Annotated in this window: 26 protein-coding genes; 4 read left to right on the top strand and 22 right to left on the bottom strand. The window is 34.0% G+C overall.

Annotation, left to right across the window (positions count from 1 at the left end; translation table 11 throughout):
• Nucleotides 1–50 precede the first annotated feature (50 nt).
• Nucleotides 51–902: a substrate-binding domain-containing protein gene (locus tag GWR14_RS20080; RefSeq protein WP_163410931.1), complete on the top strand. Its 852-nt coding sequence runs from the start codon at nt 51–53 to the stop codon at nt 900–902.
• A gap of 20 nt (nt 903–922) precedes the next feature.
• Nucleotides 923–1,855, top strand: coding sequence for a transglutaminase (locus GWR14_RS20075; protein ID WP_163410930.1), 933 nt, complete (start codon nt 923–925; stop codon nt 1,853–1,855).
• Nucleotides 1,856–1,941: 86 nt separating this feature from the next.
• On the opposite strand, the gene hisIE is transcribed toward GWR14_RS20075, so the two are convergent.
• From hisIE to GWR14_RS20025, 10 genes are all read right to left on the bottom strand, one after another.
• Nucleotides 1,942–2,538, bottom strand: coding sequence for a bifunctional phosphoribosyl-AMP cyclohydrolase/phosphoribosyl-ATP diphosphatase HisIE (gene hisIE / locus GWR14_RS20070; protein ID WP_163410929.1), 597 nt, complete (start codon nt 2,536–2,538; stop codon nt 1,942–1,944).
• A gap of 82 nt (nt 2,539–2,620) precedes the next feature.
• The gene (gene hisF / locus GWR14_RS20065) at nt 2,621–3,376 is read right to left on the bottom strand and encodes an imidazole glycerol phosphate synthase subunit HisF (protein ID WP_163410928.1); all 756 of its coding nucleotides are present in this window, start codon (nt 3,374–3,376) and stop codon (nt 2,621–2,623) included.
• Between the two features lie 96 nt (nt 3,377–3,472).
• Nucleotides 3,473–4,198: a 1-(5-phosphoribosyl)-5-[(5-phosphoribosylamino)methylideneamino]imidazole-4-carboxamide isomerase gene (gene hisA, locus GWR14_RS20060; protein ID WP_163410927.1), complete on the bottom strand. Its 726-nt coding sequence runs from the start codon at nt 4,196–4,198 to the stop codon at nt 3,473–3,475.
• 84 nt (nt 4,199–4,282) lie between these two features.
• Entirely contained in the window at nt 4,283–4,870 is a 588-nt protein-coding gene (gene hisH / locus GWR14_RS20055; protein WP_163410926.1) for an imidazole glycerol phosphate synthase subunit HisH, read from the bottom strand.
• Between the two features lie 83 nt (nt 4,871–4,953).
• Nucleotides 4,954–6,090 (bottom strand): bifunctional histidinol-phosphatase/imidazoleglycerol-phosphate dehydratase HisB, encoded by a 1,137-nt coding sequence (gene hisB, locus GWR14_RS20050; RefSeq protein ID WP_163410925.1) that lies wholly within the window; start codon nt 6,088–6,090, stop codon nt 4,954–4,956.
• 116 nt (nt 6,091–6,206) lie between these two features.
• On the bottom strand, nt 6,207–7,253 hold the full coding sequence (gene hisC, locus GWR14_RS20045; protein ID WP_187356550.1) for a histidinol-phosphate transaminase: 1,047 nt from the start codon (nt 7,251–7,253) through the stop codon (nt 6,207–6,209).
• A gap of 104 nt (nt 7,254–7,357) precedes the next feature.
• On the bottom strand, nt 7,358–8,641 hold the full coding sequence (gene hisD / locus GWR14_RS20040; protein ID WP_163410924.1) for a histidinol dehydrogenase: 1,284 nt from the start codon (nt 8,639–8,641) through the stop codon (nt 7,358–7,360).
• 110 nt (nt 8,642–8,751) lie between these two features.
• Entirely contained in the window at nt 8,752–9,609 is an 858-nt protein-coding gene (gene hisG / locus GWR14_RS20035; protein ID WP_163410923.1) for an ATP phosphoribosyltransferase, read from the bottom strand.
• 363 nt (nt 9,610–9,972) lie between these two features.
• Nucleotides 9,973–11,364 (bottom strand): sensor histidine kinase, encoded by a 1,392-nt coding sequence (locus GWR14_RS20030; protein WP_163410922.1) that lies wholly within the window; start codon nt 11,362–11,364, stop codon nt 9,973–9,975.
• A gap of 2 nt (nt 11,365–11,366) precedes the next feature.
• Complete coding sequence (locus tag GWR14_RS20025; RefSeq protein WP_163410921.1) at nt 11,367–12,029, bottom strand: response regulator transcription factor; 663 nt, start codon at nt 12,027–12,029, stop codon at nt 11,367–11,369.
• Between the two features lie 269 nt (nt 12,030–12,298).
• Between GWR14_RS20025 and GWR14_RS20020 the strand changes: the two genes are divergently transcribed.
• Entirely contained in the window at nt 12,299–12,931 is a 633-nt protein-coding gene (locus GWR14_RS20020) for an MCP four helix bundle domain-containing protein (RefSeq protein WP_163410920.1), read from the top strand.
• 64 nt (nt 12,932–12,995) lie between these two features.
• On the opposite strand, the gene GWR14_RS20015 is transcribed toward GWR14_RS20020, so the two are convergent.
• Entirely contained in the window at nt 12,996–13,994 is a 999-nt protein-coding gene (locus GWR14_RS20015) for a zinc dependent phospholipase C family protein (RefSeq protein ID WP_163410919.1), read from the bottom strand.
• Between the two features lie 169 nt (nt 13,995–14,163).
• On the opposite strand from GWR14_RS20015, the gene GWR14_RS20010 reads away from it, so the two are divergent.
• Entirely contained in the window at nt 14,164–15,123 is a 960-nt protein-coding gene (locus GWR14_RS20010; RefSeq protein WP_163410918.1) for a hypothetical protein, read from the top strand.
• Between the two features lie 130 nt (nt 15,124–15,253).
• On the opposite strand, the gene GWR14_RS20005 is transcribed toward GWR14_RS20010, so the two are convergent.
• The 11 genes from GWR14_RS20005 to lpxA form a co-directional block, all read right to left on the bottom strand.
• Nucleotides 15,254–16,234 (bottom strand): YeiH family protein, encoded by a 981-nt coding sequence (locus GWR14_RS20005; protein WP_187356549.1) that lies wholly within the window; start codon nt 16,232–16,234, stop codon nt 15,254–15,256.
• Nucleotides 16,235–16,293: 59 nt separating this feature from the next.
• On the bottom strand, nt 16,294–17,190 hold the full coding sequence (locus GWR14_RS20000) for a LysR family transcriptional regulator (RefSeq protein ID WP_163410916.1): 897 nt from the start codon (nt 17,188–17,190) through the stop codon (nt 16,294–16,296).
• A gap of 9 nt (nt 17,191–17,199) precedes the next feature.
• On the bottom strand, nt 17,200–17,610 hold the full coding sequence (locus GWR14_RS19995; RefSeq protein ID WP_163410915.1) for a hypothetical protein: 411 nt from the start codon (nt 17,608–17,610) through the stop codon (nt 17,200–17,202).
• A gap of 20 nt (nt 17,611–17,630) precedes the next feature.
• The gene (locus GWR14_RS19990) at nt 17,631–19,658 is read right to left on the bottom strand and encodes a hypothetical protein (protein ID WP_163410914.1); all 2,028 of its coding nucleotides are present in this window, start codon (nt 19,656–19,658) and stop codon (nt 17,631–17,633) included.
• 100 nt (nt 19,659–19,758) lie between these two features.
• A complete protein-coding gene (gene fabG, locus GWR14_RS19985; protein WP_163410913.1) occupies nt 19,759–20,505 on the bottom strand; it encodes a 3-oxoacyl-[acyl-carrier-protein] reductase in 747 nt (248 codons plus the stop codon).
• A gap of 123 nt (nt 20,506–20,628) precedes the next feature.
• Nucleotides 20,629–21,054, bottom strand: a complete 426-nt coding sequence (locus GWR14_RS19980; RefSeq protein ID WP_163410912.1) for a hypothetical protein — start codon at nt 21,052–21,054, stop codon at nt 20,629–20,631.
• Nucleotides 21,055–21,191: 137 nt separating this feature from the next.
• A complete protein-coding gene (sucD, locus tag GWR14_RS19975; protein ID WP_163410911.1) occupies nt 21,192–22,064 on the bottom strand; it encodes a succinate--CoA ligase subunit alpha in 873 nt (290 codons plus the stop codon).
• An 86-nt stretch (nt 22,065–22,150) separates the two neighbouring features.
• On the bottom strand, nt 22,151–22,513 hold the full coding sequence (locus tag GWR14_RS19970) for a nuclear transport factor 2 family protein (protein WP_163410910.1): 363 nt from the start codon (nt 22,511–22,513) through the stop codon (nt 22,151–22,153).
• A gap of 1 nt (nt 22,514) precedes the next feature.
• On the bottom strand, nt 22,515–23,444 hold the full coding sequence (locus GWR14_RS19965) for a UDP-3-O-(3-hydroxymyristoyl)glucosamine N-acyltransferase (protein WP_163410909.1): 930 nt from the start codon (nt 23,442–23,444) through the stop codon (nt 22,515–22,517).
• Nucleotides 23,445–23,563: 119 nt separating this feature from the next.
• Nucleotides 23,564–24,130, bottom strand: coding sequence for an elongation factor P (efp, locus tag GWR14_RS19960; RefSeq protein ID WP_132991049.1), 567 nt, complete (start codon nt 24,128–24,130; stop codon nt 23,564–23,566).
• A gap of 98 nt (nt 24,131–24,228) precedes the next feature.
• Nucleotides 24,229–25,014 (bottom strand): acyl-ACP--UDP-N-acetylglucosamine O-acyltransferase, encoded by a 786-nt coding sequence (lpxA, locus tag GWR14_RS19955; protein ID WP_163394580.1) that lies wholly within the window; start codon nt 25,012–25,014, stop codon nt 24,229–24,231.
• Nucleotides 25,015–25,030 lie beyond the last annotated feature (16 nt).

The raw sequence follows: 25,030 nt of genomic DNA, 5'->3' as shown, positions 1-25,030 counted from the left end.
AAACAAAACAATACGCATACCCAAACAACTTAACTTAAAACTTCAACCTAATGAAAACAGTAAAAATTGCAGGTGTTCCTGAACACTTCAATTTGCCATGGCAGCTATGCATTGAAAATGGCGAATTCGAAGCTGAAAACATCGATTTACAATGGAAAAATATTCCCGAAGGTACCGGTAAAATGTGCCAGATGCTCCGCGATGGAGAAACCGATATGGCGGTTATTTTAACAGAGGGAATTATTAAAGATATTATTGCCGGAAATCCCAGTAAAATTGTTCAGATTTATGTTCAGTCTCCCTTAATCTGGGGAATTCACGTAGCTGAAAAATCAGATTTTCATACTATAAAAGACCTTGAAAATAAAAAAGTTGCTATTTCACGATTGGGTTCTGGCTCTCAATTAATGGCGTATGTAAATGCACATGAGCAAGACTGGGAAACTGACAATATACAATTTGAAATTATTAATACGATAGATGGTGCTGTTGAAGCCCTGACCAACGGAACTGCAGATTACTTTATGTGGGAGCGTTTTATGACAAAACCTCTTGTAGATAAAGGCGTTTTCAGACGTGTAAGTGATTGTCCCACTCCATGGCCTTCTTTTGTAATTGCAGTTCGTGATGAATTTTTGAAAAAAAATCCTAAAACCGTTGAGAAAATCCTTGAAATCATCAACAGTACGACACACGATTTTACTCAGATTCCTGATATAGACAAAACATTAGCTGATATTTTCAATCAAAAACTGGAAGATATTCAGGAATGGCTTAAACTGACACAATGGTCTCAGAAAAATTTAACCGAAAAAGCATTTATTAAGATTCAAAATCAGTTATTTGATCTGGGAATTATTGATAAAAAAAGTACTTTTGTTGAAACCGTAAAAGCGATGTAAAAACACTGCTTTTTAATGCTATGATAAAATTCCCAAAAATTGACTTTCCGCAATTAAAATCCAAATTACAGGTAAAATCTCCCTGGGATAGGATTATTATTATGGTATTGAGTCTTTTGATTACCATTCCGGTTTTTATCATATTGCACCAAAACCTTATTGACTTAAAATGGCCTTTTAATTTAGACCGTATTTTTATTTTTTTATTTGTATTTGCCGCAATTTATTTCTTGCTGATGTTGTTACGAACCATCATCATCATTTGTATTGCTGTTTATTTGTTGGTTTTATTTTACGGAAGCGTGATTGGAAATTATGGTTTTACCGAAATATCCGAGGATTACAATTCGATGATTTATACCATGTCTGACAACCCGTTTCCACAGGATATCATCGTAGCAAAATTGCTTCCGTTTCCTAATAAAACAAAAATCATCAATGCGATAGAATATCAGGACCCAAAGGTTCGAAACTTTGCTATCATGTCAACCACAAAGCATTTTAAAAAGGTAAGGGGCTATTCAGATTACAGAACTATAATTCAGTGTTTTGCTGTTTTTAAGGAAATCAATAATCGATGGAATTACGTCAATGATCCTAAAGAAGGCGATTATATTGCCACAGCCAGTGAATCTTTACAATATTTTTCGGGTGATTGCGATGATCATTCGATCTTGATGGCTGCAGCAATTCGTTCTATTGGAGGAACACCAAGATTAATTCACACCAAAGGACATATTTACCCGGAAATATTGATTGGATCTTTAATCGATCTGGAAAAAGTTAATTACCTGATTAAAAATGTCCTTTTTGTGAAAGAAAGTAAGGGAAAAATAATTCATTACCATATCGACGAACGCGGTCAGGTTTGGATGAATCTGGATTACACTGCCAAATATCCCGGTGGCCCTTTTATGTATGAAGAAATTTTAGGGGCTTTGACGCTTAATTAAAAAAATAGAAAACCTGTCAGAAACTTTAATTCCTGACAGGTTTTTGATATATTTTGATATATTTTGATTATTTCGATCTACTGAAACTACTTCTGGCGTTTCTTCAAAACTTCTATTACATCGTTCAATTGATATCCTTTTGCCTGCAATAAAATCAGGTAATGAAAAAGCAAATCGGCACTTTCGCTCAGGAATAAATCATCGTTATCGTCTTTGGCTTCAATAACCACTTCGACAGCCTCTTCTCCAACTTTTTGAGCAATTTTATTGATTCCTTTTGCGAATAAAGACGCTACGTAACTTTGTTCGGAATCAGCATTTTCTCTGCGGGTTTTGATTGTATTCTCTAACTGGGAAATAAAGCCATAATTGACATCATTTGGTTCCTGCCAGCAGGTATCTGCACCCGTGTGACATGTTGGCCCAACTGGTTTTGCCTGAATTAAAAGCGTATCACCATCGCAGTCATTTTTTATACTTACCAGATTTAAAAAGTTACCACTCTCCTCACCTTTTGTCCAAAGTCTTTGCTTGGATCGGCTGAAAAAAGTTACTTTTTGCGTTTCTATTGTTTTTTGAAGCGATTCTTCATTCATATATCCCAGCATCAGGACGTTTTTAGTCTCTGAATCCTGAATGATAGCCGGAATTAATCCGTGGGCGCTTTTGATATCTATTTCCATGTATTTTATTTAAAGATTGAAAAATATAAAGATTGAAAAATCGCATTTGATTTTCTTTTTTCTTTATTCTTTACTCTATTTTCTAAATTCTAACTTCTATATAATTATTTCTTAACTCCTGTTTCAAAGCTTTAATTTCAATTTCCTTAAAGTGAAAAACACTCGCTGCCAATGCCGCATCTGCTTTTCCTTCTTTAAATGAATCCACGAAATGCTGAATATTTCCAGCTCCTCCCGAAGCAATAATCGGAATATTAATCAAAGTTGACAATTTTGCCAGAGCTTCATTTGCAAAACCATTTTTAGTTCCGTCATTATCCATTGAGGTGAATAAAATTTCTCCCGCTCCCCGTTCAGCAACCTCAACAGCCCAATCGAAAAGATTTAATTCAGTCGGAACTTTTCCACCCACCAAATGTACGATCCATTGTCCGTCAATTTGTTTGGCATCAATGGCAACTACAACACACTGGCTTCCAAATTTCTGGGCCAAATCATTAATCAGCTGTGGATTTTTTACTGCCGATGAATTGATCGAAACTTTATCAGCACCGTTATTCAACAGGATTTCTACGTCTTCAACAGATGAAATTCCGCCGCCAACGGTAAACGGAATATTGATTTTCTCCGCCACACTTCGCACCATATTAACCAACGTTTTGCGTCTTTCTTCCGTAGCCGAAATATCCAGAAAAACCAATTCATCCGCACCTTCTGCTGAGTAAATTTCAGCTAATTCAACCGGATCACCCGCATCACGCAGGTCAACAAAGTTAACTCCTTTTACGGTTCTTCCGTTTTTTATATCTAAACAGGGTATAATTCTTTTTGCAAGCATTTTTTTTGTTGTTTCACAGAGATTCACAAAGATTCTCAGAGTTACGCAAAATTTTGTGAATCTTTTGCGCTTAACTTTGTGCATCTTTGCGGAATACTACTTATTTAAAATATAATTTTCTAACTGTTTTAGCGTGATTCTGCCTTCGTAAATTGCTTTCCCGATAATCGTTCCCTCACAGCCTAATTCAGCTAATTTGGGCAATTCATCAAAAGTTGAAATACCTCCTGAGGCGATTAATTTTATTCCTTTAGCTTCGGCTAAAATTTTGCCGTACAAATCAAAACTTGGCCCTTCTAACATTCCGTCTTTGGCGATATCAGTACAAATAACATACTGAATTCCTTTTGTTTGATAATCCTGAATAAACGGAATCAAATCTTCATCAGAATCTTCCAGCCAGCCTGAAACTGCAATTTTTTCGTCTTTTGCATCAGCTCCTAAAATAATTTTATCCGAACCATATTCAGAAATCCATTTTTCGAAGATTGTTCTGTTTTTTACAGCAATACTTCCACCGGTAATTTGGTTTGCACCGCTTTCAAATGCAATTCTCAAATCATCATCCGATTTTAAACCTCCGCCAAAATCAATTTTTAAACTTGTCTGCGTTGCAATTTGCTCTAATATTTTATAATTGACAATTTTACTCGATTTGGCACCGTCAAGATCCACTAAATGCAGATATTCTATTCCGTGTGCCTCAAATGATTTGGCCACTTCAAGCGGATTTTCATTGTAAATTATTTTGGTATCATAATCACCTTTGGACAAACGAACGCATTTTCCTTCAATGATATCTATAGCTGGTATTATTCTCATTTACTTTTTTATTTAAAGATTTGAAGATTGAAGAATTTAAAAATTTGTCATTATGAACTTTTAATTTTTAAATCATTAAATCTTTTAATTATTTAATTGAAGAAAATTCCCAAGGATTTTCTCTCCAACATCCCCGCTTTTCTCCGGGTGAAATTGTGTTCCGTAAAAATTATTTTTGCGCAAAGCCGACGCATATTCTACTTCATAATTCGTTGTAGCAATGGCTTCAGCACAGTTTGGAGCATAAAAACTATGTACCAGATACATAAATTCATTTTCAGAAACGCCTTTAAACAAATCGGTTTTTAAATCATAAATCTGATTCCAGCCCATTTGCGGTACTTTTACCTTATTTGAAAATTTGATAACATCGACATCAAAAATTCCTAAGCCTTCTGTGTTTCCTTCTTCTGTTTTATTACACATTAACTGCATTCCGAGACAGATGCCGAAAACAGGCTGTTTCAAAGTTGGAATTAAAGTATCCAAACCGCTTTCTTTCAGTTTTTTCATGACATAGCTTGCTTCGCCCACACCAGGAAAAATCACTTTGTCTGCTGCCTGAATTTCCTCAGGATTATTACTCAGAACAGCTTTAAAACCCAGTCTTTCAATAGCAAACATAATGCTCTGAATATTTCCTGCTCCGTAATTTATTATTACTATTTTCATTAGTTTTTTGTTTGTTTTGTTTCAGGTTTCATGTTTCAGGTTGCTCAACAAAACGTGAAACCTAAAACTTGAAACAAAATTCATTAAAGCATCCCTTTCGTCGAAGGCAAAATCATTTTTTCGGTATCTCTTTTTACAGCTACTTTTATCGCTTTCGCGAAAGCTTTGAAAATTGCTTCAATTTTATGATGCTCATTATCACCTTCCGCTTTGATATTGATGTTCGCTTTTGCACCGTCTGAGAATGATTTAAAAAAGTGGAAAAACATTTCTGTTGGCATTTTGCCTACCATTTCACGTTTGAATTCGGTTTCCCAAATCAGCCAGTTTCTTCCTCCGAAATCAATGGCAACCTGAGCTAAACAATCGTCCATTGGCAAGCAGAAACCGTAACGTTCAATTCCTAATTTATTTCCTAATGCTTTTGCAAAAACCTCTCCAAGCGCAATTGCTGTATCTTCAATAGTATGATGCTCGTCAACTTCTAAATCGCCTTTTACCAAAATTTCCAAATCCATTTGACCATGACGGGAGATTTGATCTAACATATGGTCAAAGAAAGCAATCCCGGTATCGATTTTACTTTTTCCGGTTCCATCCAGATTCAGATTGATGTAAATATCCGTTTCGTGCGTTTTACGTGTAATCGAAGCAGAACGTGCCTCTAATTTTAAAAACTCATAAATCGTTTTCCAGTCCGTTGTCTGCAGAATAATCGTTTCATCTAATTCTTCACGTTTTGATGAAATTTCAGTACTACCTGCTCCATCAGTCAAATTCATGAAAATGGCTTTTGCACCTAAATTTTTAGCCAGTTCAACATCTGTGAGACGATCTCCTAATACAAACGAATTTGCCAGATCGTATTTCGGATTGTCAATATATTTTGTCAGCATTCCGGTTCTTGGTTTGCGTGTTGGTGCATTATCTTCCGGAAACGATCTGTCTACAAAAATATCATCAAACAAAACGCCTTCGTTTTCAAAAGCTCTCAGAATAAAATTCTGTGTTGGCCAAAACGTATCTTCCGGAAAACTATCCGTTCCCAGTCCGTCCTGATTGGTTACCATTGCCAGTTCGTAATCCAGTTCATTGGCAATTTTTGCCAAATACTGAAACGCTTTCGGATAAAACTCAAGTTTATCTAAGCTGTCTAATTGATATCCTTCTGGTTCTAAAACAATCGTTCCGTCACGATCGATAAAAAGTACTTTTTTCATATTTTATTTTTTTTAGAATAAAGAAATCAAAGAGAATAGACTTGTAATTAAATGTTTAGAGCTTTACAACTTTCTTTCTTCTTTACTCTTTACTCTTTACTCTTTACTCTTCTTTTCTATTTCAACAACTTCAACTCCTTAATTAATACAGCATTTTCCTCAGGAATACCAATCGTAAAACGAAGACAGTTTTCGCATAAAGGCTGTGTTGTTCTGTTCCTAATCACAATTCCTTTTTCAATCAACTGATCGTATCTTTTATTAGCATCATCCACTTTTACCAGAACAAAATTAGCTTCTGTTGGATATATTTTTTCAACAAAAGCAACTTCTGTCAAAACTTTAAGCAATTCTTCTCTTTGTTCAATGATAGAAGCAATTTCCTGTTTTATTTTTTCTCCGTCTTTCAAACGCTCAATCGCTCTTTGCTGTGTGAGTTCGTTTACATTGTATGGAGGTTTGATTTTGTTTAAAATTGAAATCACAGCTTCTGAAGCATAACAAACTCCTAAACGAATTCCGGCCAATCCGTATGCTTTAGAAAGTGTCTGAGTGATTACCAAATTTGGATACTCATCAATTTCTATCAGCCAGCTTTCTTTATCCGAAAAATCAATGTAGGCTTCATCAATTACCACCAAACCTTTAAAGTTTTGAAGCAATTTCACCACACTTTCATCCGAAAATGAATTTCCGGTTGGGTTGTTTGGCGAACATAAAAAGATGATTTTTGTATTTTCGTCAACTGCTTCTAAAATTTTCTCCACCTGTGGCTGGAAATCTGTCGAAAGTAAAACTTCTCTGTTTTCAACGGCATTTATATTCGCCAGAACACTGTACATACCGTACGTTGGCGGCAACGAAATAATATTGTCTGCTTTTGGTTCGCAAAAAGCCCTGAAAAGCAAATCTAAAACCTCATCACTTCCATTTCCTAATAAGATCTGGCTTTGTTTTACATTGTTATTCTTAGCTAAAATTGCCTTAACCGAGTTCTGCTGTGGATCGGGATAACGATTTACTCCATTTTGAAATGGATTTTCATTGGCATCCAGAAAAATCATTTCGGCTGTATCAAAATCTTCAAATTCATCACGCGCGGACGAATATGGTTTTAAAGATTTTACGTTTTCACGTGTTATTGTGTTTATATCGAATTTCATTGTCTTAATTTTTTAGAATATAGAAAATAGAATAAAGAGGAAAGACTTCTCATCTGGTCTGTAAAATTTCTATATTCTTTGTTCTATATTCTTTTCTCTTTAATTTAATCTAAATTCCTCAATCTTAAAGTAACAGCATTTTTATGTGCCTGTAACCCTTCTGCTTCAGCCATAGCTTCAATAGCTGGCCCTATGTTCTGAATTCCTTTTTCTGAAATTTTCTGAAAAGTCATTGATTTCATAAAACTGTCCAGATTTACGCCGCTGTAATTTTTGGCATAACCATTTGTCGGCAGTGTATGATTGGTTCCTGAAGCATAATCTCCGGCACTTTCAGGGGTATAATTTCCAATAAAAACAGAACCTGCATTTACGATTCCGTTACAGTAAAAATCATCATATTCTGAACAGATAATAAAGTGTTCCGGACCGTATTCATTGATAAGTTCTAAAGCAATTTTGTCATTTTCAACAAAGATTAATTTAGAATTGGCAATGGCTTTTTTGGCGATTTCTTTTCTTGGAAGTGCTTCAAGCTGAACCTGAAGCTCCTCTTCTACAGCAGCAATAAGTTTTTTTGAAGTCGAAACTAAAATTACCTGACTGTCAGCTCCATGTTCTGCCTGTGACAATAAATCAGAAGTTACAAAGGCAGGAACAGCCGTGTCATCAGCTACTACCAATAATTCTGATGGACCAGCAGGCATATCGATTGCAACTCCAAATTGTGTTGCCAATTGCTTAGCCACGGTTACAAACTGATTGCCAGGACCAAAAATTTTATACACTTTCGGAATTGATTCTGTTCCAAACGTCATTCCGGCAATAGCCTGAATTCCGCCTACTTTTAATATTTTGGTTACTCCGCATAAATTGGCAGCATACAAGATAGCAGGATTAATTTTGCCGTTTTTATCCGGAGGCGAACATAACACAATTTCTTTCGAACCTGCAATTTCAGCAGGAACAGCCAGCATTAAAACAGTTGAAAACAAAGGAGCTGTTCCGCCCGGGATATATAATCCAATTTTTTGAATTGGTCTTTTTTCCTGCCAGCAGTTTACACCTTCAATTGTTTCAATCGAGATTCTTTCTGTTTTTTGTGCTGAATGGAATTTATAAATATTGTTTTTAGCCAGCTGGATTGCTTCTTTCAATTCGACTGAAACTAAATTAATCGCTTCCTGAATTTCTTCTGAAGTAACTTCATAATTATCTAAAGCAATTCCGTCGAAGATAGAAGTGTATTTCGCAACTGCTTCATCACCTTTTTTCTGTACTTCTTTAAATATTTCTTTAACCGTAACTTCGATATCATCGATTGTTTTTGTAGGTCTTTTTAATATTTCTGACCAGGTATCCGGTTTTGGGTTATTTATTTTATTCATAATATTTCATATTAAATTCCAAATTTTAAAAATTCCAAATTCCAATTCTGTATGATTGCAAAGTTTCGTAAAGTTGGAATTTGGATTTTAAAAAATTGGAAATTTCTTTTTTACAGTACCATCTTCTCAATTGGACAAACTAAAATTCCTTCGGCTCCTGCTTCTTTTAGCTGATCGATTACATCCCAAAAAGTATCTTTATCAATTACAGAGTGAACACTACTCCAACCTTCCTGAGCTAATGGCAAAACGGTAAGGCTTCGTAAAACCGGTAAAATTTTACCCACTTCATCGATCTTGTCGTTTGGCACATTCATCAAAATATATTTTGAATTTCGGGCTCTTAATACCGACTGAATTCTGAATTTTAAAGTATCAATGTGTTTTTGGATTTCCGGAGAAACTTTTGGAGAAACCGCCAAAACTGCTTCACTTTTCAAAATTACCTCAACTTCTTTCAAATTGTTTTTAAATAAAGTACTTCCGCTGGAAACAATATCCACAATAGCATCTGCAAGACCAATATTTGGCGCAATTTCTACCGATCCTGAAATCTGGTGAATGTCTACTGTCAATCCAAAAGAGTTAAAATACTCCGTAACTGTGTTTGGATAGGAAGTTGCAATACGCAAATTCGCTAAATCCTGAACCGAATTGTACTCAAAAGTTTTAGGAACAGCAACAGAAACTTTGCATTTTGAAAATCCTAAACGCTGAACTACTTCAATTCCTTTTCCTTTTTCTACCAAAAGATTGTCTCCTACAATTGCCAAATCTACCACTCCGTCAATTAAGTATTGAGGAATATCCGAATTTCTTAAGTATAAAACTTCAAGAGGAAAGTTTGAAGCTTCGGCTTTTAACTGATCGATTCCGTTATTAATTGAAATACCGCAGTCTTTTAGGATTTGAATGCTGTCTTCATTTAAACGACCTGATTTTTGAATTGCAATTTTTAAAGTACTCATTTTTCTTTTTTTTGTTTAATTAATAGTTTGAGTACAAAGAATAGGTAATAAAAAACCCGTTTGATGTACTCAAACGGGTTTTAAAATATGATGATTTACATCCATACATTAACACATCGCCTGAGAGCAATTATGAAAATGATGATGATGTAATTGGTTTATAAACATTGTTGGTTGTTTTTTTATTCTTTGATTCGGTTGCAAATATACAGGTTAATTTCATAAAAAAGCAATTTTTATTTTAACTTAACTACAGTTTATTGTTAAAAAAAGATTTCTCATGTTTTTTAATACTTTTTTTTTATTAAAAAGGGCTTCAACTAAGTTTATCCTGAGCGAAGTCGAATGGACTCAGCCTGACACTTATTTTCTCTCTTCATTAAATTCTAAAACCACTGTGGTTCCTATATTAATTTTGCTTTCTATCTCAAACTTAATTTCAAGAAGTTCTGTAAAACGTTTTACAATAGACAATCCCAGTCCTGTTCCTTTAATTTCGGGATGTACCGTCGAATTTGACCTGAAAAAAGGATTAAAAACGGCTTCTAAATCTTTTTTGGCAATTCCGATTCCGTTGTCTGAAATTTTACAGATTATCTTACCTTGATTTTTAGAAAGAGAAACAGCCACCTCGCCACTTTCATTTGTATATTTGACAGCATTCGAAACAATGTTCCTTAAAATCGTTACAACAAGGTAATTATCTGAATTGATGTAACAATCTTCCTGAGCATCAAATTTCATATTGATTTTCTTGCTGTTTATTTTTCCTGAATTTAAGGTTATAACGTCCAAAATCACAGCGTTTAGGTAAACGGACTCATGTAAGATATTTTGCCTTTGATTCTCAAACCTTGCCAGAACTAGAAGCTGATCAACCAGTGTATTTAAATGATCTACTTCATTAATACAATAGTTTATTTTTTCTTCATATTCCTTGTTGTCCCGGGGTTTTCTGATGAGTACTTCCAACGTTCCTTTAATCACGGTTAAAGGTGTTCTTAGTTCATGAGAAGCATCAGATGTAAATTGCTTTTCGCGTTCAACCGCATCTTCAATACGATTTAATAAGCTATTGATAGTCTCTGAAAGTGTGTGTAATTCGTCTCTTTGTTTAGGTAAAGGAATTCTGGCTTTTAAATTATCCTTTGTAATCATCCCTGAAATGCTTGTAATTGCATTGATTGGTTTAATACTTCTTCCTGCAAAAAAACGTGCAATTAAAAACAGTATTACTAAAATTACAGGAAATGCAACTAATAGGGTCTCAAAAAGATTATTTAAAACATTTGCAGAATCTGTTAGCGGCATTGCAATTATCAAATAACCAATTTTCTTTGATTTTATATGAAGTGTAACCTGAATCTGTCTGATTGTACTGCCTAATAATTCTGTATCAAACGGCTTAAGATGCCTAACATTTTCGTGATAAACGAGGGCTTCATTCTTTAGATTAGGTGATTTTTCGATTATTTTTTTATTCACATCCAAAAACTGAACAAAAATCGGATTTACATCTACCGAGTTATGTTCACGTTCTTCCCATTCTTCAGCATCCATTAAAATTACTACATTGTTCTCGACCTTAATTTCTTTTAAATGATCTTCAATTTCAATCATTAAATTTTCATCAAGATGCTTGTAAACTGTAAATTTTACTGTGGAATAAATCATCGAAAAAACCACCAGAATCAACAAACCGGTTATGAGGATATAATTTAAGGCAATTCTGTTTCTAAAGGAAAGCTGTGTCATTTTTAATCGTTTGCAATGTATCCAACACCACGGATTGTTTTTATATAATCTTCTTCAATTTTTAAATTCAGTTTTTTTCTGATGGCATTGATAAAAACATCAATAACCCCGGTATCATACTCAAAATTGATATCCCAGACGTCTTTTAAAATCTGGTTTCTGGTACAAACTTTTCCTTTGTTTTCAATCAGATAGCACAGTAATTCAAATTCTCTTTGTGTGAGCGAAATTTCTTCATCGTTTTTTAAAACAGTATATTTTGACAAGTCAATTTTGATAGTGCCCAAAGACAATGTTCCTGAACCCTTTTGGTATCTGAAATGAACTTTTATGCGCTCAGCCAGTTCTTCAAAACTAAAAGGCTTTTTTATATAATCATTAGCACCTGCTTTCAAGCCCTGAATGGTTTCACTTACAGTATCTTTTGCTGTTAAAAAAATTATTGGTGTTGTCTGGTTTTTAATCCTGATGGCTTTACAAAGATCCAGTCCGTTGATTTTTGGCAGCATCCAGTCCAGTAAAATCAGGTCAAACTGATGGTTTTGCGTTAATTCAAAACCTTTTAATCCGTCGTTGGCTGTAGTTACCTTATATCCTTCTTCCTGCAGTCCCTGCTGCAAAAACTGAACAATTCCCAACTCATCTTCTACTATTAAAATATGCATTGCTACTGTTTGTAATTAAGATTAATTTTTAGGCTTTTATAGTTATTTTTTTTCAAAGATAAATGTTTTTTCATTAATCATCTTATGAAACCTAAGGCCCTAGCCCTGATGGAAGCGACATCCTTTACTGCCGGGGTTCGGCAGTAAAGATATAGCGGACAGCAGGAGAATGCTCCTTAAAAAATCTGCCTAACATTCTAAATTACAACAATCTAAAACCTTATATTTATGTATCTTTGAGAAAGGAGCTATTTATAAATCTATCGATAATGAAAGACATTTTAAAAAAATACAGCAACAAAACAAAAGCCGCTTTTATTTTACTGATTGTGATGCTGATCATCTTACTGAGCAACTTTAATACGCTGCGAAATTCTAAAAATGTCAACGAAAACATCAACACAATTTATAATGACAGGCTGGTTGTGGCTTATTATATTTTTCAATATGCGAATGAACTCCATTATATAAAAGCTGAAGCACAGAAAGAGAATCTGAATGATATCACGAAAAATGACGAAATTAAAAATGCCCTGAAAATAATCCATACAATTGATGATTTGTATTTTAAAACGGTATTAACGCCAAAGGAAAAAATTCATTTTGACAGTTTTCTGGCTTCCTGTACTGCAATTAATAAAGATGTGCAGAATAAAAACTGGAATCATATCGTACCACTATGCGACAAAGCTTTAAACACACTAAATCAGCTTTCTGAGATTCAGGTAAAGGAAGGAAAAGCCAAACTGGCAAGTGCCAATGCTATGCATAGCGGCAATAATACGCTTGGTCAGCTTGAGATTGCTTTACTGATTGTTTTGGGCGGTATTACTTTTTACTTACTGATCATAAAAAAGCATAAAAGAAATATTAAAATTCCGGGATCTCCGAGTCTTAATTAAAAATCGAAAAGCCTGTGAAGTAGTATTCACAGGCTTTTCGGTTTTATTAAATATGATAAAACCCTTAATCGTTTTGATTCTGCATTCCGAAAAGATTTCCTTTCCTGAATAATTTCAAATCTTCTTTTAAGGCTTTGCTGTTACGTTTTGTAAGTTCTTTTGAATCTAAATCACTTAAATCCGGTTTTCCTGCATTTACCCAGGCAGTGTACCAAAAACTTGCTGTTGCTGTAATCGCTTTTTTCATCTGATTTTCGACCATCCCGTTTAATTCTGTATGAAGTTTGACAGCATATTCATCTGAGAATTTAGCCGAATTGTATTTATTTTTTATAATTTTCCCTTCGGCATCTACCACAAAAACCTGATTTTCGGGAGTTGAAGTCCTTAGTTTTTTGTCTACTGCCAATAACGGCTGAACCAGACTGTGTGTATCTCTGATCATGTCCCATGTTGCTTTGTGAACATCTTCGTAATACTTTGCTTCCGGAACATTTAATCTGTAATTTTTAACGAACAACTCAGGCAATCTGCTTTCCCAAAGTGAATGTATTCCTTTTTGATCACTCAATTGTCCGTCATGGTTTGCAGAAGTGTGTAAAGGCATGTGTGCATCTCCTATGTAATGCCCTAAATCTGCAGCCAGGAATAAAATTTCGGCCCTGTTTTTTTCTTTGAAAGCTTTCGTTAATTTAGCCATCATGTCTTCGATATACCAAGGTAAAATTCCGTTATCATTCAGAAATTTAGCATCATATTTTTTAGTTGCTTCTTCTAATGTTTTAGGCAGGCTGTCCATTGCACCGAAGTTTTCCAAATCGATATAATGTCTCGGGTTCTCATCTTTGTATTTTAAGGCATATTTGCGTATATCCGGGACAGAAGCTTCCTGCGTAATAAAATCGATATGATTGTAAAAAAAGACTTGTAGTTGTTGCGGCAGTGCCATTACAGCAGCTTTATTGATTCGTTCGTGACCTACGATTCCCCATGATAAGGTTAAAAATCCAATTATAACTGCAAAAAATGCAATCAATTTTGGTTTCATTTTAAAGTTTTTCATTTGAATTTTATTTGAACTGCAAATTTATTTCATTTAAAGATAATTCAAAAGAATACCAATTAATATTGTGTTAATTTAATTTTTATGATTTTTTAAACCATATAAGCAATATAAGTTCATTTAAAAGTTTATTTGTAAATTCGTATCACTTTTACTTAAAATTAAATATATGCGCCAAATTTATTCCGGTATTCTTTGCCTGATTTTTACTTCTTTCTGTGTTGCACAAGATGATATTGTGCAGTTGAAAAACGTTAGCGACACCATTTTAAATTCCAAACGAGTATTGACTATACCAGATCCTCTAAATGGAGTTAAAACAATGCAACAATTATTTCCTGGAAAGCTATATAAAAAATCTTCATACAATACTTTTATAAGTTGGAAATGCAGTACTTGCAAACCCACAACTTACACGGATGTTAATGGCGTTGAAGAAGACCCATCATTTCCTTATGCTGAAGGTGTTGCAACACGACTTGATACAACAATCAGTTATTCGGATTCAAAAGGGAATCAATTCAAAATGTTGGTTTTTAATCATTCTGTTTATGATGCCGATGGATCACAAACCGGGCGTTTTAGTGGAGGTCTTTTAGGATTAGCCAAATTTGCAAAAAATGGAAGTGCCTGGGAAATGAAGTCGTATCAACCTGCAATTGGTGCATTTGGTGCTTTCTCTCATATACCTGCTTTGAAACTTGTAGAAATTGGTGAAGATCAATTTGCTTTTTCGCTTATACATGCCAACGGAGGTGCGGGCGGCCCATACAATGCATACCTATATCTTATTGTGGGATTTAACGGAAAATACCAGACTTTAATGGAACTTGGAGATTACAGACTTTCTAATAATGCTGAAGGTAGTACTGAATGGTCAAGTACCTACAAAGTTATTAATGATGGCAAGAAAAAGTTTTTTAGGGATTTTATCATTACAACTACCGGATTCTATAAAAAAGCGAAAGGAACTGAAGATGACTTTGAAGTGGATATGCCAAAAGAATTAAGCGAAATGGTGAAAACAAAAAAACAATTTAATTTTACAATTGAAAAACGCCTTTCATTTAATGGAAAATGGTATACTATTGTTGGTAAGCCTATTGTGAAATTCTCTAATGTTAAATAAACTTTAGTGAATGTAATTTTAAAAATTTAATTTAAACACATAGTTCGCTATATGTTTTCAGAATAAGTGAAACGTCTTTTTACGCTTTCAAAAACTATGTTTCTATGTGTTTAAAAATTTTACGTAAAAATTATTTCAGATATAAAATTGATGCCAAACCTAAAGCAGCAATAAACATCCAAATAAACACGCCCTGCAATAAAGGCTTTACTCCTACTGATTTTAAAGCATTACTATTTAAAGTTGCCCCGATTAAAAACAACGTTATTGTTAAACCGATTTTGGCAATCCCAACAATATTTGGGGTAAAAATAGCTATTTGCGGTACGTAAGAATTTAAAAGCATTGCCAAAACAAACAATCCGATAAAATACGGAATCTTAATTTTTGAGTTTTTATTTTTAAAAATAATGGCTGTTAGAATCGAAATCGGAATAATCCATAAAGCTCTTGCGAGTTTTACAGTTGTAGCAATCTGCAAGGCTTCAGCACCATATTTATTGGCCGCTCCTACTACTGAACTGGTGTCATGAATCGCAATGGCACACCATAATCCAAAATCTTTCTGGGATAAATCAAACTGATGACCAATAAACGGAAACACAAATAAAGCAACTGAATTCAGAATAAAAATTACTCCCAAAGCAATTGAAGTCTGATTTTCGTTTGATTTGATTGTTGGTGAAATCGTCGCAATGGCACTTCCTCCACAGATTGCTGTTCCGCATGAAATTAAATGTGATGTTTTTTTATCGGTTTTAAGCCATTTTCCTAAAAGTGCACCGAAAATTAATGTGCTGAAAATAGACAGGACAGTCAGCAAAAACCCTTCTTTACCGGCTGAAATAGCTGATGAAGCATTCATTCCGAAACCTAGACCCACAACTGAAAACTGCAATAAAAAGGTGATGGCTTTATGATTGAATTCTAAAAACGGGTTTCCAAAAACATTTACAATCAGAACACCTAATAATAAAGCAATTGGTGGCGAAATTATTGAAAACAGACACAAAATGATTACTGCTCCAAAAATAAGCTGCTGAAGAAAAAGATTAACTTCAAATAAATGGGACGCTGTATGTTGTTGTGTTTTCAAAATTGGGTACTTCATATTTACCCTGCAAAGTTCTGCTCTTTATATTGAAAAAACCAATCGTAAAATACAATCGACTATAACTTCAGGTTATAGTAAGATGAAATATTTTGAATAAACAGTTCAGATAGAGCATCTGATTTTCCGAGTAAGGTAATAATGTAAAAGTATCTTTCGACCGTTAAATTTTCTACATCTAAAACTATCAATTCATTATTTTTAAGTTCCTTGCCTACTGCGTGTATTGACATAAAAGCAAAACAATCTGAATTGAGCAGATACGATTTGATACTTTCTGTATTTCCTAACTGCATTTCGATTTGCAGATCGGATAATTTTATACCAACTTGTTTCAAAGCATATTCTATAACTTCAAGTGTTCCAGAACCACGCTCACGGGTGATGAATTTCATGGATTTTAAATCTTCCTGTGAAATTTCGTTTTGCTTTACCAAAGGATTTTGAGTATTGCAGACCAAAACCAATTCGTCTTTTATAAACGGAACATACTTAATCAACTGGTTTTTAGACTGACCTTCGACAATTCCAATTTCGATTTCTTTGTTGATTAAGGCATTTTCAATCTGTTCGGTATTTCCGTTCAGCAAATTGACTTTAATATCCTGCTGCTTTTGATGAAACCGTGCCAAAACAGGCGAAATAATATATTGTGAAATGGTGGTACTTGAACCTAATCGCAGTAATCCCTGACGTTCGTTACGAAACGAACTCATATCAAAGTCGATTTCGCGATAAATTTCGAAAATATTTTTAGTATGTTCTAAAAGGATTTTTCCGGCAGGAGTTAAGGCAATTTTAGAACCGTTTCGCTCGAAAAGTTTGGTTTTATAAGTTTCTTCGAGTTCCTGAATGTGTTTTGAAACGGCTGGCTGGGTAATGTATAATTCTGTTGCCGCTTTAGTAAAATTAAGGCGGAGTGCAACGGTGTAAAATACTTTTAACCTGAAGTCCATCTTTATAATTTAGTTATTGCAATCAAAGATTTGCATTTTTTCCTCCACTTTCCAAGATTCTCCAAAAATTAAATCTTTATTAATCAATTGGTATGAATAGTAAAATGTATAAGCTTCTTTTGTCTCTTTGTGTTCAACAAAAACTGCAATTGCATCTGTTTGCTTTTCTTTTATTTTGACATCATAAAAAATTGCTATCGCTAAAAACTCATTTTTCCTCCATCGCAAATCTTTTTTCAACTCTGCTATTACCGAATTTGAGGTAGGAAAATCATTTTCTTCATCTTCCTCAAGTATAAACTGTTTGACTTTTCGTTCAGTATCAACGACAGAAGATAATGGGTAAAACTCCCCATAATCTTTAAGCAAAGTTTCTACAAAAGGAAATGTTTCATCTAAAATATTCTGAATGTCATCCATTTGCTTTAATTTAAATTATTTTACAACATCCCATTATACTTCCTAACAAACCATTCCGTAGTCAATAAAGTAGCAATTAAAACCAACAGCCAAATCCAGTCAATCAGTGGTGTTTTTGTTGAAATATTCTTCTCTATCGATTTATATTCCTTATTTTCTAAAAGTGCCTGAATCAAATCATCTGCCTGGTTTTCGAAAAAGGCTTTTCCGTTGGTTTGTAAAGCCAGTTGTTTCAGTTTTTGAACATCAGGGTTTACAAATTGTTTTTCGATATCAAAATCCAAAATCTCAAAATGACTCGAATACGACGTATTCGAATTTAATTCTTTTACCGTAAAATTATATTTTCCGGCTATTAATCCGTCCAGATTAGCTGAGAAAGAATTGTTTCCTTTTAACAAATCGTAGTTCTTTGTTTGCTTCGTTTCGGCATTAGTAACCGTGATGGTTAATCTTGCTTTTTCGTCAAACTCATAGTTTTTATTGAAGTATTGTGCATTGATTACAATAGCCTCTCCCGAATTATAAAAGCTTTCGTGTTCTACAACTAACGATTTTTTTGAGGCTGATGTTGCCAAATACTGAATGATCTTGTCTGCAAAAACATCATATTTTTCAAACGACTGATTGTCAATATGGCTTTGTAAACGCCATTTCCAGCTATTTTCTCCTAAAAGAAAAGCAGTTCTTTTGCCCTGATTTTCAGCGAAAGCCAATAAAGGCGCATTGGTCGAAACGTTTCTGATTTTAGACGAAAGTAAAACCGATACATTTCCGCTCGTTGTAACACTTCCGAATAGATTCTGTAAAGGCGGAAAATTTTCAAAACCAATATTTTCAATAGCAAACAAATTAAACTGCGACTGAAATTCGGTTAAAAAATCTTCTCTCTGACCACTCATTTTAAAAACCAGATTATTCTGTTTTTGGTTGAGGAAATTAAAATCCGTGTTGTTTCCGGTAATGATAAAACTATTCGTTCCGGCTAATTTGTTGTTATCAAAAATGGGTTTAAAAGCTCCATTTGGCTGATACAAAACCAAAACTGACACATCATTTAATTTGTCTATTTCATTTGGTTTTGCCAGAATCACTTTGCGCTGTGCATTCGTTTCGATGGAACGTTTCAAAGCGCCAATATCCGGATGATTTATAGTAGAAACTATTGCAATGGTTGACTTTTGATCGATTACTTCAACTGCAAAGTTTTTGATATTGTTATAGCTGTTTTTCTCTTTTGCGTTAGACGAAACATTTGCCCTGAAAATCTGAAGTCCAACCTTATCAGCCGGTAATAATAGATTTAAAGAAGCTGTTTTTTTAGAAGGAGAAAAAGAAACTTTCTCTCTGGCTACTACTGAATTTCCCTGCGAAATTGTAAAATCGGCATTTACAGCTTTGGTCCCGGCATATTGCAGAAATACTTCAACCGGAAATTTATTTTTATGAAAAGCGTATTTATTGACATTTAACTGATTGATTTTTAAATCAAAAAAAGTGGTTGTATCTCCTACAACCAAAGGATAAACTTTATTAGCAGGATCAAAACGATATACATAATCGTTTCCTGTAGTCTGATTTCCGTCGGTAATGATAACCGTTGGAAAAATCAGGTTTTTATTGATGCTTTTTAAATTCTTTGCTACTTCATCAAGATTAGTCTGTTTTCCTTTGAAATCAAACTTATCCGAAGGTTTAAAATCGGCATCAAACTGATAGGACTGGATTTCAAATTTGTCCTTAAGAGCAGGATTTGAAATCAGTTTCTGATATAATTCAGTAACTTTTTTATCAGATTTTAAAGCTGTTATAGAACTCGAATTGTCAACCGCAATTGCCAAAGGCGTTTTGGTAACCTGAAGCGAATTTTTCGTCATAACAGGATTAATCAGTAACACCAATAATCCGAAAATGACTAAAAAACGTAAAAAAGCCAAAAACACATTCACATTCGAATGGTTTTTGGCTTTATAAAAATATTGAAAATACGACAATCCACCAGCTATTACTAAAGAAAGTAGTAATAATAGAATCGTGTTTGTAGTCATAAATTTAATTTGAGGATTAAAAAACTGAAAGATTGAAAAATTAAAGAGCTACGAATATAAGAATCTTTTAATTTTAAAATCATTAAATCTTTTAATTTATCTAGGTAAGCATTCCTCCGCAAACATTTAGTACTTGTCCGGTAACATAAGCACTCAAATCTGAAGCCAGGTAAAGACATGCATTAGCAACATCTTCAGTAGTTCCGCCACGTTTCAACGGAATTCCGTCTCTCCATCCTTTTACTACATCTTCCGGTAATTTTGCTGTCATTTCTGTTTCAATGAATCCCGGAGCGATTGCATTGCAGCGAATATTACGAGAACCTAGTTCTAAAGCTACAGATTTTGTAAAACCAATCGCACCTGCTTTTGAAGCTGCATAATTCGTTTGTCCCGCATTTCCGGAAACTCCAACCACAGAACTAATATTAACGATAGAACCTGCACGCTGTTTTAAGAAAGTTTTCTGAATTGCTTTTGTCATATTAAAAACCGATTTGAGATTCACATCGATCACCTGATCAAAATCAGCTTCAGACATACGCATCAATAAGTTATCTTTGGTAATACCGGCATTGTTAATCAAAATATCAACTGTTCCAAAATCTGCTAAAACAGCGTCAACAAAAGTTTGCGCCTCATTAAAATCTGCTGCATTCGACTGGTATCCTTTTGCTTTAACTCCCAAACCGTTCAATTCTGCTTCCAGAGCCTGAGCTGATTCTACAGATGAACTGTATGTAAAGGCCACATTGGCACCATGTTTAGCAAAAACTTCGGCAATTCCTTTACCAATTCCACGGCTTGCGCCTGTAATGATGGCTACTTTTCCTTCTAGTAATTTCATATTAAGGTATTCGTTTTTATTTTTTGAAGTACAAATATAGATTATTTGGGCGTTTTATAAAATTTGTAATACTAAAAAAGCTTTGCATAATGCAAAGCTTTTTTAAAATTATTTAAGCGTTATTTAGAAAGCAACATTCCATCTCGGCAATCTGCCATTTTCATCAAGAAAATTTTGCAAAACCTGACCTTCAACAGTAGTTGGAATTGCTTTTACATCGGCATTGAATGTTTCATACCAAGTTACTTCAAGAGCTTCAATATTTTCCAGCTTCATTTGTGCCGACCATGAATATTTTCTTCCTGTTTTAGCAAATTGATGTCCGTTTACGATTTTATCATACAAACCACCATTTTTACTTTTTAAAGTTCCATCATTCTGCACAGTACCCGTAGAACCAACCATAATCAATTCTTTCTCATTTCCTTCAACAGCATAAACAACAAAAATGCCCGCACCATCAGGAGCATTACAAGCTTGTTCTAAACTATCTTCAACCGTAAAAGTAAAACTATTCGTTACTTTAAATTTTTCTAATTCTTTATACATATATTTTATTTTTTAGCTTCAAAGTTCCTAAGAATCTGAGCCGCTAAGTTTTTTTATATTTCAAACATTTTAAAAATATAAAAAAGTCTCAACGAATATTGAGACTTTTTGAAATTTATTATTTCGAGACCTGAAAATTATCCAAGTACTTCTTTTACTTTTTTACCAATTTCAGCTGGTGAATCAACAACATGGATTCCGTTGTCTCTCATGATTTGTTTTTTAGCAGCAGCTGTATCATCAGAACCACCAACAATAGCACCAGCATGCCCCATAGTTCTACCTGCAGGAGCAGTTTCTCCGGCAATAAAACCAACAACTGGCTTACGGTTACCATCAGCTCTAACCCATTTAGCAGCATCAGCTTCTAACTGACCTCCGATTTCACCAATCATGATGATAATTTCAGTTTCAGGGTCATTCATTAATAATTCAACAGCCTCTTTAGTTGTAGTTCCAATAATTGGATCTCCACCAATACCAATAGCAGTAGTAATTCCTAAACCTTGTTTTACAACCTGATCAGCAGCTTCGTAAGTTAAAGTTCCAGATTTAGAAACGATTCCAACTGAACCTTTTTTGAAAACGAAACCTGGCATGATACCAACTTTAGCTTCTCCCGGAGTAATAATACCAGGACAGTTTGGTCCGATTAATCTTGAATTTCTTTCTTTAACATAATTATTAGCCTTAATCATATCTGCTACAGGAATTCCTTCTGTAATAGCAATAATTACTTTAATTCCGGCATCAGCAGCTTCCATAATTGCATCAGCAGCAAAAGCTGGCGGTACAAAAATGATAGAAGTATCAGCTCCGGCCTGATCAACAGCATCTTTTACTGTGTTAAAAACCGGACGATCTAAATGGCTAGTTCCTCCTTTACCCGGAGTAACACCACCTACAACATTAGTACCGTACTCAATCATTTGAGAAGCATGGAACGTCCCTTCGCTTCCTGTAAATCCCTGAACAATTATTTTGGAATCTTTATTAACTAAAACACTCATGATATATATTTTATGTAGTTTTTAAAATTGTGATGCAAAAGTAAGGTTTTGTAACTTATTTTCACCTTTTTTATTGGCAAAAAATATTAAGAAAATTGACTCATTTGATAACCTCTGTATAATTTATCATCTTTTATTTGCCAAATTGTAAAAAAATGAGCTAATAGCATTTCTTCACGAGGATTCTCAATCGTTTTTACAAAGTGGGAATAACGTACTGAAACCAAATCGTCTTCAGCTACAATATGACTAATTCGAACTTTTGAACGTACGTAAGCTCTATTTAATTCATTAGCCATTTCTATTATCGAATTATAATCCATATGAATTAATCCTTTACTGCTATTCCACTCTATTGTAACGTCAGGATGCAGATAGGTCTTCAAAATTTCACTATCAATCAGGGCATCCGATTTATAAAATTTTTGAACAAATTCTTTAATAGACATATTATTTCAATTTATTTAGAATTTCTGGAATCTTTTTGATATTCGCTAATTGTTTCAGCTTTTCTCTTGATTCTTCTATTGGAGTTCCAAAATAAGATTTTCCTCCTTCTACCGATTTAGTCACACCGGTTTGTCCCATAACTACAGCTTTAGCTCCAATTGTAATTCCGCTGGTAGTTCCAACTTGTCCCCAAAGTGTCACTTCGTCTTCAATGATAACGCAACCTGCAATACCTGTTTGAGAAGCAATTAAACACTTTTTACCAATAACGGTATCGTGTCCAACATGCACTTGATTATCTAGTTTTGTACCCGCACCAATTGTTGTATCGCCGGTTACTCCTTTATCTATAGTACAAAGAGCTCCGATACCAACATTATCTTCAATTACCACTCTTCCTCCCGATATTAGCTGATCAAAACCTTCCGGACGTTTTTTATAATAAAAAGCATCTGCTCCTAAAATAGTTCCTGCATGAATAATCACATTATCTCCGATTACTGTATGATCATAAATCGAAACATTAGAATGTATCAGGCAGTTTTTACCAATAGTAACGTGATTTCCAACAAAAGAATTTGGCTGAATAACTGTCCCTTCTCCAATTTGGGCAGATGAAGCAATAGCAACATTAGCAAATTGAAAAGGCTTAAAGTGTTTCGTTAAAGTATTGAAATCTCTGAAAGGATCATCAGAAATTAAAAGTGCTTTACCCTCTGGACAATCCACTTTTTTATTGATTAAAACAATAGTTGCTGCAGATTGTAAAGCTTTGTCATAATATTTCGGGTGATCAACAAAAACAATATCTCCTGGTTCTACAACGTGAATTTCGTTCATGCCCAAAACCTGAAAGTTCTTGTCTCCAATAAATTCGCAGTTAAGCAAATTTGCAATTTCGTCTAAAGAGTAAACCTTTGGAAATTTCATATTTTATAATTCGAAAATGTGCCAATTAGAAAATGAGTCAATTAGAATGTGAATATACAAAAATATGTCGATTCACAAATTACCTAATTGACTCATTATCAAATATCTTAATTAAAAAACTACTCCTTTACACGCTCCATGTAAGACCCTGAAGCTGTATCAATTTTAATTTTATCTCCTTCGTTAATAAACAAAGGAACATTTACAGATGCACCAGTTTCTACTGTAGCATTTTTTGTAGCATTCGTAGCTGTATTTCCTTTTACTCCTGGCTCAGCATAAGTAACTTCAAGAATTACAGATGCAGGCATATCAACAGATAAAGGTAAATCTGTTTCTGTATTGATCTGAACCATTACATTTGTTCCTTCTTTTAACAAATCCGGAGCATCCAAAATATTTTTGTTTAAAGAAATCTGTTCAAACGTTTCAGCATTCATGAAGTGAAATTCATCACCTTCCGGATATAAAAACTGGAATGTATGAGTTTCAACTCTAATAACATCAATTTTATGACCTGCTGAAAAAGTATTATCCAATACTTTACCTGAAGTTAAACTTTTTAATTTAGTTCTTACGAAAGCAGGTCCTTTTCCTGGTTTTACGTGAAGAAATTCAATAATTTTATAGATATCGTGATTAAATTTAATACACAATCCGTTTCTAATATCTGATGTAGATGCCATTGTAATTTGTTTTATTTTATTTTTGTTGAATCCGTTGAATCGTTTAACTGTTTTTTTTCGATTAAACGATTCAACAAATAAACAATTAAACTTTTATTTTAATAGTTACCTGAATAACCTTTCATAATTCCTCTTGATGAATTTCTGATAAAATCTAAAATTTCATCTCTCTCAGGAGTCGCTTCCATTTCGGCTTCAATTATACTTAAAGCCTGAGTTGTATTATAATTTTTCTGGTATAAAATTCTGTAGATTTCCTGAATTTCTCTAATTTTTTCGGTAGAAAACCCTCTTCTTCTTAAACCAACAGAATTAATTCCAACATAAGACAACGGTTCTTTTGCCGCTTTTGTATAAGGAGGAACGTCTTTTCTAACCAAAGATCCTCCAGAAATCATAGCATGATCTCCGATATGAATAAATTGGTGAATTGCAGCCAAACCACCAATTACGGCATGATTTCCGACTACTACGTGACCTGCTAAAGCTACTCCGTTTACGATAATAGCATTATTTCCGATTACACAGTCGTGTGCAATATGAGCGTAAGCCATTACAAGGCAATTATTTCCAAGCACTGTCTGACCTGAAGCAATTGTTCCTCTATTAATAGTTACACACTCTCTAATTGTACAGTTATCTCCGATAATAGCTAACGAATCTTCACCTCCAAATTTTAAATCCTGTGGAACTGCAGAAATTACTGCCCCTGGAAAAATATTACAATTTTTACCAATTCGGGCACCTTCCATAATAGTTACATTTGAACCTATCCAGGTACCATCCCCGATAACAACATTATTATGAATCGTTGTAAAGGGTTCTATTACAACATTTTTAGCGATTTTAGCGCCAGGATGAACATAGGCTAATGGTTGATTCATCTGTGTTTTTTATATT

The sequence above is a fragment of the Flavobacterium ajazii genome, from assembly GCF_010614725.1.
Taxonomy (GTDB): domain Bacteria; phylum Bacteroidota; class Bacteroidia; order Flavobacteriales; family Flavobacteriaceae; genus Flavobacterium; species Flavobacterium ajazii.
This window is presented reverse-complemented; position numbering and strand designations above follow the sequence as displayed.